Annotated in this window: 8 protein-coding genes, 1 tRNA gene and 1 pseudogene; 3 read left to right on the top strand and 7 right to left on the bottom strand. The window is 63.0% G+C overall.

Going from position 1 to position 8297, the window contains the following annotated elements; translation table 11 throughout:
- Positions 1-317: pseudogene (locus tag KBZ22_RS08680) on the top strand (photosystem II q(b) protein); the annotation flags it as partial.
- Between the two features lie 171 nt (positions 318-488).
- The gene (locus KBZ22_RS08675; RefSeq protein ID WP_106502404.1) at positions 489-1097 is read left to right on the top strand and encodes an AAA family ATPase; all 609 of its coding nucleotides are present in this window, start codon (positions 489-491) and stop codon (positions 1095-1097) included.
- Positions 1098-1143: 46 nt separating this feature from the next.
- Here the strand turns inward: KBZ22_RS08675 and KBZ22_RS08670 are convergent.
- Positions 1144-1215 (bottom strand) — tRNA-Thr (locus KBZ22_RS08670).
- A 51-nt stretch (positions 1216-1266) separates the two neighbouring features.
- On the opposite strand from KBZ22_RS08670, the gene KBZ22_RS08665 reads away from it, so the two are divergent.
- Positions 1267-1521: a DUF3493 domain-containing protein gene (locus tag KBZ22_RS08665; RefSeq protein ID WP_106502375.1), complete on the top strand. Its 255-nt coding sequence runs from the start codon at positions 1267-1269 to the stop codon at positions 1519-1521.
- Here the strand turns inward: KBZ22_RS08665 and KBZ22_RS08660 are convergent.
- From KBZ22_RS08660 to KBZ22_RS08635, 6 genes are all read right to left on the bottom strand, one after another.
- A complete protein-coding gene (locus KBZ22_RS08660) occupies positions 1447-2157 on the bottom strand; it encodes a low-complexity tail membrane protein (RefSeq protein ID WP_255021700.1) in 711 nt (236 codons plus the stop codon). The two genes, KBZ22_RS08665 and KBZ22_RS08660, sit on opposite strands and share 75 nt — an antisense overlap.
- A gap of 5 nt (positions 2158-2162) precedes the next feature.
- On the bottom strand, positions 2163-5534 hold the full coding sequence (gene infB, locus KBZ22_RS08655) for a translation initiation factor IF-2 (RefSeq protein ID WP_255021699.1): 3372 nt from the start codon (positions 5532-5534) through the stop codon (positions 2163-2165).
- A gap of 83 nt (positions 5535-5617) precedes the next feature.
- Positions 5618-5896 carry a YlxR family protein gene (locus KBZ22_RS08650; RefSeq protein WP_106502372.1) on the bottom strand — a complete coding sequence of 93 codons (279 nt, stop codon included), beginning with the start codon at positions 5894-5896 and terminating at the stop codon, positions 5618-5620.
- Positions 5893-7281, bottom strand: a complete 1389-nt coding sequence (nusA, locus tag KBZ22_RS08645; RefSeq protein WP_106502371.1) for a transcription termination factor NusA — start codon at positions 7279-7281, stop codon at positions 5893-5895. Before nusA ends, KBZ22_RS08650 begins: the two co-directional genes overlap by 4 nt.
- Positions 7282-7312: 31 nt before the next feature.
- Positions 7313-7786: a ribosome maturation factor RimP gene (gene rimP, locus KBZ22_RS08640; protein ID WP_106502370.1), complete on the bottom strand. Its 474-nt coding sequence runs from the start codon at positions 7784-7786 to the stop codon at positions 7313-7315.
- A gap of 183 nt (positions 7787-7969) precedes the next feature.
- Entirely contained in the window at positions 7970-8248 is a 279-nt protein-coding gene (locus KBZ22_RS08635) for a hypothetical protein (RefSeq protein ID WP_106502369.1), read from the bottom strand.
- Positions 8249-8297: the final 49 nt, after the last annotated feature.

Genomic DNA, 8297 nt, shown 5'->3' with positions numbered 1-8297 from the left:
TCGGTCGCCTGATCTTCCAATACGCCTCCTTCAACAACAGCCGCAGCCTCCACTTCTTCCTGGCTGCCTGGCCCGTGGTTGGCATCTGGTTCACCGCCCTTGGCGTGAGCACGATGGCCTTCAACCTGAACGGTTTCAACTTCAACCAGTCGATCCTCGACGGCCAAGGCCGTGTGGTGAACACCTGGGCAGACGTTCTGAACCGCGCTGGTCTGGGTATGGAAGTGATGCACGAGCGCAACGCTCACAACTTCCCGCTTGACCTTGCTGCTGCTACTGCCACCCCCGTGGCACTGACCGCACCTGCAATCGGTTGATAGTCGACAGCCCAGCTACGGCTGGGTAATACGGAATCCCAAAAGCTCCCTTGCATAAGGGGGCTTTTTTTTGACTGGGTGGTGGGGCTTGGTGGGCAGGATGAATATCAACCGCAAATAGGAAAAACATCAGAGCAGCCCCTACCCTGAAGGCGCAAGTTGGCGCTGGCCATGCGGATTGCTATTTCTGGATCCCATTCCCTCGGGAAGTCCACGGTCGTAAATGATTGGGTTGCGCTTAATGGCGACTACATGCGCGAGGAGGAGCCATATCGAGTTCTTGGCTTGCGGGGTCCCTATGAGATTCTTTTTCGCGATGCCTCCACGCGATTGCATAACGGGATTCAGCTTTACTACAGTATTAGCCGTCTTAATCGCTATTCCACGGCTGCCGAGCAGGTCATCTTTGACAGGGCACCAGTTGATTACATTGCCTATTCCCAGTACACGGCAAATCAGCGTTCGACTGATATTGATGACGACTTCGTCCTGTCAATGGTCTCAGCGGCAAGGGAATCTTTAGATCGTCTTGATATCTTGGCCTTCGTGCCTCAGTCTGATGATTGGCCGGTGGCCATGGAGGATGACGGTATTCGTCCGGTCGATCATTCCTACCGCGACGAGGTAGACGCTATTTTTAAGCAGATTTATCGAGATGGTCGCTTTGATATTTTGCCGAAAAAGAGCCCGCCGTTGTTAATTGAGCTGGTGGGTTCGCCCGAGCACCGTTTGCTGCAGTTGGCCCAGGCTGTTGAAAAAGTGCAGGTCGAAACGCGCTGACGATATTGAGCAGTGCTCAGGCAGTCGCCATTGGTTTTATTTCTTAAGCCGGTGATCGGATTTGAACCGACGACCTACTGATTACGAATCAGTTGCTCTACCCCTGAGCTACACCGGCAGCTCAATGAAATTAGCATTCAGGGGTTGGCCTTGATGGGAAGGGTAAGTGATGGGATCCAAGCCAGATTCAATTGATCCCGCCCTTAAGGCGAGGTTGCTCCAGGAAGCTCGTACCCCCTGGCGTGGTCTGCGGCGCGGTCTCTGGGTGGCCTTGGCAGCTTCTGGTGCTGTGGGGTTAGCCACGATGGCAATGCGATTGGCAAGCGGAGCTGAAGTTGCCCCAACCGACCTACTGATCCAGGTCGGTGCGCTCAGCTTGTTCGGCAGTCTCATCTGGTTGGATCGCAACCGCGTCGGCGACTGAAGACGCTTCAGGTTGGACGAGAGCCTCTGCCGCTGGAGCAGCCGGCTGGGTGGTCAGAAGCGGGTTCAGCAGCAACAGGGGCAGCCCTAGGGACATTCGCTGGCTGACGAGCTGCTGCAGGCTCAGGGGTGGATGCTCAGGGATCGTGGCTGGGTTGCGGATTAGCAGGGCGCTTGCCTGGATCAGCTGTTGCCACTGCCAGGTGATTACCGCTAGCAGGGGGCATGCCACTAGCAGACCCACGAAGCGAGGGCTGGCGGCCAGTGGGGAGAGCGGCGTAGCTAGGGCGGCGTGCTGGTCTATCCACCAAAAAAGGGGTAGCAGGGCTGCAGCGCCAGCTGCCATAAGAAGCTTGAGCACCAGGCTGCTCTGCAGTGCCGCCAAGCTGAGCTGGGCCCCGCTCCTGGCTTTGATTGGTACCTGGATTACCAGCAAAGAGCAAACGTCGGCTGGGCGCTGCCAGAGCAGGATGGCTGGCCCTAGGGCGCCGATTGCCCAGGCCAGCATCCGCTCCAGCCCAGGCAGGGGGCCAGGATCAGCCCCCGCCAGCACAAGTACCAACCCCAAAAGCTCCAGTGGCAAGGCCCCAAGGGCCACCAGCTGGAGCCAGAGCAGGGGCTCGCTGCGGGGGGTCACGGAGGTCAGATGGTGAGGGTTCGGCGCTGGGTGGCCAGTTTGAACGCCTCCACCCGATCCCCTTCCTGCCAGCCGGTGTAGCGGTCGGTGCCGATGCCGCACTCGAAGCCGGTAGCAACTTCCTTGACGTCGTCCTTGTTGCGACGCAGGGAGTCGAGGTCGCCCTCGAACACCTTCTCCTTGCCGCGCCACACCCGCACTTTGCAGTTGCGTTGCAGCTTGCCGCTGGTCACATAGCAACCAGCCACGGCACTGCGGCCAATGGTGAATACGGCGCGCACCTCGGCTTCGCCGAGGGACTCCTCCACCAACTCCGGCTCTAGCAGGCCTTCCATAGCCATCTGGATGTCTTCCAGCAGCTTGTAGATGACGTCGTAGTCGCGCACGTCGACGCCGGTGGCATCGGAGGCGCGTTTGGCGCCAGGGGCCATTGAGGTGTTGAAGCCAACGATCACGGCGCCGGAGGCGGCGGCTAGATCGACGTCGGTTTCGGTGATCTCGCCCGGTGCGGAGAGCAGAACCCGCACCTGCACCTCGCCCTGAGGGAGCTGCTCCAGGGAGCCGAGAATTGCTTCCACGGAGCCCTGCACGTCAGCTTTGAGGATCAAGTTGAGTTCCTTGAGCTCGCCCTCGCTGGCCTGGCCCGACATCGAGGCTAGGGAAACCCGGCGTGAAGCCATTTGCTGGGCAAGACGGGTGGCCCGTGCCTCGTTGGCGCGGTCGCCCACCACCGAGCGGGCGGTCTTCTCGTCGGGATAGACCTCAAATTCGTCGCCAGCGGTTGGGACTTCGCTGAAGCCGAGGGCTTCAACGGCATAGGAAGGACCTGCCTCCTTAACCCTCTTGCCGGTGTCATCCACCATGGCTCGCACCTTGCCCAGTACGGGGCCGGCCGCCAGCACGTCACCAGCTTTCAGGGTGCCGTTCTGAATCAGCAAGGTGGCAACAGGGCCCTTGGCCTTGTCGAGGTGAGCCTCGATCACGGTGCCCCGAGCCATGCGGTCCGGGTTGGCCTGAAGGTCTTCCACCTCGGTGACCAGCAGGATCATCTCCAGCAATTTGTCGACGTTCTCACCCCTGAGGGCGCTCACAGGCACCATCACCGTGTCGCCACCCCAGTCTTCAGCCACAAGTTCGAGGCCGGAGAGCTCCTGTTTGACCCGGTCGGGGGAGGCGCCTTCCTTGTCGATCTTGTTGATCGCCACCACGATCGGCACCTTGGCGGCCCGGGCATGGCTTATGGCTTCCAGGGTTTGGGGCCGAACACCATCATCGGCTGCCACCACCAGCACAGCCACGTCTGTGACCTTGGTGCCGCGGGCCCGCATGGCAGTGAATGCCTCGTGGCCAGGGGTGTCCAGGAAGGTGATCTTGCGTTGTTCGCCTGCGTGGGGGATCTCCACTTGATAGGCGCCGATGTGCTGGGTGATGCCGCCGGCTTCGCCCGCTGCCACCCTGGTTTTGCGGATTGCGTCCAGCAGGCTGGTCTTGCCGTGGTCGACGTGGCCCATCACGGTCACCACGGGTGGGCGACGGATCAGGTGGGCGCGATCGCTTTCCTCGATCATCTCGACCGTCTTGGCGGCCGCTGCCTCGACGTCGTCTTCGAGTACCGGTACGCCGAATTCCTCGGCCACCGCTTCGATTGTGGAGAGATCAAGGCTCTGGGTCACCGTGGCGATGACGCCCTTGAAGAAGAGGCTCTTGATGATCTCGGAGCTTTCCACGCCGAGCTTTTCGGCCAGCTCCTGCACGGTGAGGTTGCCCTCCGGCACGATCAGCATTTCGGGCCGAACGGCCTTGGCCTCGCGGGTTGCCCGCAGTTCCATGGCCCGGCGGCGCTGCCTCTGGCGGGTGGTTTCCTTCTTGCGCTTGCGCATCGCCGCCATGGGTTTGGCGGCAGGGGCGGGTGCGGTGCGGGGCTTGGCCGGGCGGGCCAGGCTGGCCTGCAACACATAGGCCTCCTGTTCACCGGCGTAGCCACCGGTTTCAGCCGTGAGCGCATCATCGTTTTCGCCGATGATGTGAACCTTGGTGCGCTGCTTTTGCGGCGTGCGGCTGCGCAGGGCCTCAAGTTTGGCGCTGTCGTCCCAGTCAGGGCGACGGGGGCGTCCGGCTGCACCAGCGGGAGTTGGCGCCCGGAAGCCAGGCCTTCTGGGGGCTGCTGGCGGGGTTGCGCTAGGTCGCACCAGTTCCGGGGTGCCGCCTGGGCTGCTGGGTGCACCTGCTGGGGCTTCACTGCGGTCGCCGGGGCGCCGCGGCGGCGGAGCTGTGGGGCGGCCGGAGGGCTTCTGGAGCTGCATCAGCTCGCCAGGAGCCATTGGCTTGCGCATGCCGGCAGGCATACCCGGACGGCCAGGTGCAGCCGGGCGACCGGGAGCTCCCAGGCCAGTAGGTGCTCCAGGGGCTGCGCTATCGCGGCGAATCGGCTTGCCGACAAGCTCCAATGGGGTTGGGCCAGGACGGCCCCCAGCTCCAGGCTGGCCGGGACGGGTTGGAGCTGGCACGCCAGCGCGTTGGGGGCTGGCGGGACGCTGACTCAGGGGCGCCCTGCCTGCAGGCGGAGCCGGGCGGCTGCTGGTGGTGCCCGCAGGGGTGCTGATGGGCCTACCCACCAGCTGGGGCTTGCCGGGCGCTGGCCGCATCGGCAGTTCCGGTTTGCGGCTCGCAGCTGGTGCCGGAGCTGCAGGGGCCGGGCGGGACGGGGCTGGGGTGGCGGGGCGAGCTGGTTTGGATGCAATCACCACAGGCTTGCTGGGCGCAGCAGCGGCGGGCCTGGCTGGTGCTGGCGGCTTGCTCGGTGCCGGTGGCTTGCTCACCAAAGTGGGCTTGCTGGCAGCCGCTGGAGTTTTTACAACTTCTGGTGGTTTTACAAGCTCAGGCTGTTTGGCAGCCTCTGGCTGCTTAGAGACCAGCTGGGGCTTGGCAACAACTTGTGGCTTGGCAACGACCTGTGGCTTGGAGGCCAGGGGTGGCTTGATTGCCAAGGGCGGCTTGTTGGGCTGGGCTGGCTTACCCGCAGGAGCTGCGGCAGGACGGGCCGGTGGCATGACCGGCTTGGCTGCCGCCGGAGCGACCGGTCGGGGGCTGGTGGCTGGCTGGGGAGGGGCGGGCGATGGGACAGCGGCGGTCTCAGCCTTTTTGACGGAGAGGATCGCTTTTGGTGGAGCTGCAGAGGCCGGCGCCGCCGCCGCCTTGCTGCCGTTCGAGCCGCCCTCGATCAAGGAGCGAATCCGTGTCGCTTCGTCGTCGCTGATAGAGCTGCTATGGCTCTTTGCCGCAACCCCCAGCTTCTCGGCGGCGTCGAGCACGTCCTTGTTCTCCAGGCCTAAGTCCCGGGACAGCTCATAAATTCTGACTTTGCCGCTGCTGGTCATTCAGGTCTCCATGGGTCGGGGCCCAAGGGCCGCCATGCGGGGCCGAGGGGCACACCAGGCCGCACGCGCGCTGCGGCCAATGTTCATCTTGCCTCAGAGGCGAGATCGGCGCCTGGGGTCAGGCGCTTTTCCAGCGTTTCGACAATTGCATCTGCAACCTGGCAGCGCAGGGCCCGCTGCAGACGCTTACGTCGTTTCGCCTCTTCTAGACACGCCTGGTTGGGGCAGAGATAGGCCGAACGGCCCATGCCCTGATCCAACCCGAGTCCCCCTTCGGCCAGCCGAATTACCCGCCAAAGCTGCTGGCGATCCAGCAGCGCGCGGCAGGCAACGCAGCGCCGAAGCACGGCACGGCGACTCACCGGGCCTCTGCCTCGGTTGCCTGGGGCGCCTCCTCTGGAGCGGGCTCATATTCGGCCTCGGCCACCTCCTCTTCCTCGTAGTAATCGGCTTCGTCTTCTGGCAGCGGGTATAGCTCCCGCAGACGGGCATCCTCCTCGGCCCGGGCGGCCTGTTCGATTTCGAGGCGGGCTTCGGCTTCGGCCTGAAGAGCCTCCTCCTCTTGCCGCTGGGCAATCAGCTCAGCTACCACTGCATCTTCCGAGGCCTGGTCGTATTCGCCGGCGTTTTTGATGTCGAGCTTCCAGCCGGTAAGGCGGGCGGCTAGACGCACGTTCTGGCCTTCGCGGCCAATGGCGAGGCTGAGCTGATCGGAGGGAACCAGCACGTGGGCATGCTGGCCTTCTGGGTCGACCAAGCGCACCATCTCAACCTTTGCCGGGCTGAGGGAGTTGGCGATGTACTGGCCCGGGTCGGGCGACCAGCGAATCACGTCGATTTTCTCGCCACGCAGCTCGTTGACCACTTGCTGAATTCGGGAGCCGCGGGCGCCAATGCAGGCACCCACTGGATCAACTTCGCGCTCCACTGAGTCGACGGCCACCTTGGTGCGCGGGCCGACTGAGCGGGAAGGGGGATTGGCTTCCCTGGCTACGGCGACGATTCGGACCGAACCCTCCTGGATCTCGGGAACTTCATTTTCGAACAAATAGACCACCAGGCCCGCGTTGGAGCGACTCACGAATAGCTGGGGGCCGCGCCGCGCCACCTCGCTCACTTCCTTGAGGAACACCTTGAAGGTGGCATTTGCCCTGTAGTTGTCGTTCGGCAGCTGGTCGCGGCGGGGCAGCTCGGCCTCAACCTCGGGGCGACCCAGGCCAGAACTCACGGCCATGATCACGCTTTGGCGCTCGAAGCGGATCACCCGAGCGGTGAGCACGGGATCTTCCAGGTCGGCGAACTCCTCTTGGATCATGCGGCGCTGCTGGTCACGCAGCTTCTGAGCCAGCACCTGCTTGGTGGTGGCGGCGGCCATGCGGCCGAAGTCGTCTTTCTCCGGGGTGACATCCAGCACCACCGTGTCGCCGATCTGGGCGTCATCGGCAACCTGCTGCACTTCGGCAAGGGCGATCTGGTGGTCTTCGCTCTCAACTTCCTCAACAATTATCTTCGAGGCCAGAACTCGGTATCCCTCCTCCTCCAGGTCCAAACCCACATCGAAGTTGGAGAAGTAGTCCTCTTCGAAGGGGTCTTCGCTGATCCCGAGGTAGAGGGTGCGGCGGTAGCGCTCGTAGCCCTTGAGCAGGGCTTCCCGCAGGGCAGCCTCTACCACGGCGGGCGCAAGTTTCTTCTCGTCGCTGATGTCCTCGATCAGGTTATTCAGACCGGGGAGCAGAACCAGGGCCATGGATCAGGGGTGAGAAATGGTCAGGGAAAGGTCAGTCGGACTCGGATGGGGTGACCAGGCAGACGCTGATCACGGAGTCTCGGGGGATGCGCTTAGTGCGGCCGCGGATGTTGATGTGAACATCCGTCGCATCGCGCTCTAGGAGGAGCCCTTCGCGCTGCACGTCGAGCCCTTGGTTGTCACGGCAGAGCACGACAACGGGAAATCCGCGAAATGAGCGGAAATCCCGATCGTCGCGCAGGTCGTCGCTGACGCCAGGGCTGCTGATTTCCAGCACATAAGCATCACCAAGCAGCTCGGCTGCCTCGATCGCCTCGGCCAGCGGTGCACTAAGGGAAGCGCACTCATCCAGGTTTATGTCACTGCCATCAGCTCGCTGCACCAGCACCTGCACCGTCATCGGGATGCGATGGGTGAAGACATGCACTCCTTTGAGCTCAAAGCCAGTAGCAACCACAGCCGCTTGGGCTAGGCGCTCCAGATCTGGCAGGAGAGGGTGGGGCAATGGGGCGGGGAAGCTGGGGGCAGGCGGCCCGCCGGCTTGTGCAGTACTAAAACTGCCCTGCAAACCACAGCTGTTCAGTAAAAAACTGAACCCTTAGCGAAGCGCTGAATGCTCAGCGAGGCGCCAAACCGTGACTGGAGGGTATGCCCGCCGGGCAAGCATTCACCCTAGGGGATGGACGGCTCAGGCGCCAGGCGCCGCCGTCGGAGGTATTTCGATGATCGGGGCTTCGGCGAAGTAATCGCTTTGTTGGACGGTGCCCCTTTGGCTGGCGTCCTGATTTAGGCACTGGGCCTGCTGCTCCCCGGTTCGCAGGTATTGGCATACCCGTGCCCAGAGCTTTGCCCGGGTGCCGGGGCCTCCCTGGCTGAAGTGGACTAAGTCGTTGCCGCCAACCATGCCCTGGATTTCCACCTGGCAAAGGCTGCATCGCTGACGCGTGCCGGGGGGAATTTCTGCCATTGCCGCTGTGCGTTCTCGATTCAATTTAGGCCGTTGCAACCGCCTGCCT

This window comes from Cyanobium sp. L1E-Cus (assembly GCF_024345755.1).
Taxonomy (GTDB): Bacteria; Cyanobacteriota; Cyanobacteriia; order PCC-6307; family Cyanobiaceae; genus Cyanobium_A; species Cyanobium_A usitatum.
The sequence above is the reverse complement of the archived record's forward strand: the minus strand, read 5'-3'. Positions and strand labels throughout refer to the sequence as shown.